General features: G+C 66.2%; 1 protein-coding gene. It reads left to right on the top strand.

All coding sequences use genetic code 11. The features are described 5' to 3' along the window. The first annotated feature begins 157 nt into the window (after positions 1-157). Positions 158-1357 carry an IS256 family transposase gene (locus XH84_RS31805; protein WP_128948536.1) on the top strand — a complete coding sequence of 400 codons (1200 nt, stop codon included), beginning with the start codon at positions 158-160 and terminating at the stop codon, positions 1355-1357. The last annotated feature ends 67 nt before the right edge of the window (positions 1358-1424 follow it).

Below are 1424 nucleotides of genomic sequence, written 5' to 3'. Positions count from 1 at the left end.
GGTCGTGTCCCAACTGATGGTGTAGCTCGGTAGAGCAAAGCCGCCTGCACGCGCGCCCCCAAACAGCGCCGTAGCGGGCGGGCGGCTTTGCGGTGGTCATCGATGATTCGCCGATAGGGTCGGGTTGCTGACACCAACCTGATTCGAGGAACCACCGATGACCGACGAGATGATGAACCTGCGCACGCTCGTGGAGAAGACCCCTGATGCCGATCTGTTGCGCGAGATGATCGGCTTTGCCGCCCAACGGCTGATGGAGCTGGAGGTCGAAGGCCAGACCGGAGCGGCCTACGGCGAGAAGAGCCCCGAGCGGCTGGCCCAGCGCAACGGCTACCGCGACCGGATCTGGGAGACCCGCGCCGGCGCGGTCGAGCTGCGTATCCCCAAGCTGCGCAAAGGCTCCTACTTCCCGGGCTTCCTGGAGCCGCGCCGCATGGCCGAGAAGGCGCTGACCGCGGTGGTGCAGGAGGCCTACGTGCAGGGCGTCTCGACCCGCTCGGTCGACGATCTGGTGCAGGCAATGGGGATGAGCGGTATCTCCAAGAGCCAGGTCTCGCGGTTGTGTGGTGAGATCGACGACAAGGTGAAGGCGTTCCTCGCCCGTCCGATCGAGGGCGACTGGCCGTATTTGTGGATCGACGCCACCTACGTGAAGGTACGCCAGAACGGGCGGATCGTTTCGGTCGCGGTGATCATCGCGGTCGGCGTCAACAGCGACGGCCGCCGCGAGGTGCTTGGCATGGACATCGGCCCGTCCGAGGCCGAGACGTTCTGGACCGCGTTCCTGCGCAAGCTCGCGCGGCGCGGCCTGCGCGGCGTCAAGCTGGTTGTGTCCGACGCCCACGAGGGCATCAAGGCCACCGTCAGCAAGGTGCTCAATGCCACTTGGCAGCGTTGCCGCGTGCACTTCATGCGCAACGCGCTGGCGCATGCCGGCAAGAGCGGGCGGCGCGTCGTCTCCGCTTTCATTGCCACCGCCTTTGCCCAGGACGATGCGGAGGCGGCACGGGCGCAGTGGCGCCGCGTTGCCGACCAACTCCGCCCCAAGGTCCCGAAGCTCGCGGCGTTCCTCGATGAGGCCGAGACCGACGTGCTCGCCTACATGAGCTTCCCCGCCGCGCACAGGGCCAAGCTGCACTCGACCAATCCGCTCGAACGCGTCAACGGCGAGATCAAGCGCAGAACCGAGGTGGTCGGCATCTTTCCCAATGAGGACGCCATCACCCGGCTGATCGGCGCGATCCTGCTCGAACAGAACGATGAGTGGGCCGTCCAGCGCGGCCGCTACATGACACTGGAAACGATCGCCCCGTTGAGCGATGATCCCACCGTCAGCCTCCCGGCTATCGCCAGCTGACCGATCCGGCCCAGGTCGGCGAACGTGGTGACCCACACTCAGCTACACCACGCAATGGGACACGATC

This window comes from Bradyrhizobium nanningense (assembly GCF_004114535.1).
GTDB classification, from domain to species: Bacteria; Pseudomonadota; Alphaproteobacteria; order Rhizobiales; family Xanthobacteraceae; genus Bradyrhizobium; species Bradyrhizobium nanningense.
This window is presented reverse-complemented; position numbering and strand designations above follow the sequence as displayed.

Coding starts and splice junctions, on each gene's coding strand:
- XH84_RS31805 (WP_128948536.1), top strand. CDS start 158: ATGACCGACGAGATGATGAACCTGCGCACGCTCGTGGAGAAGACCCCT.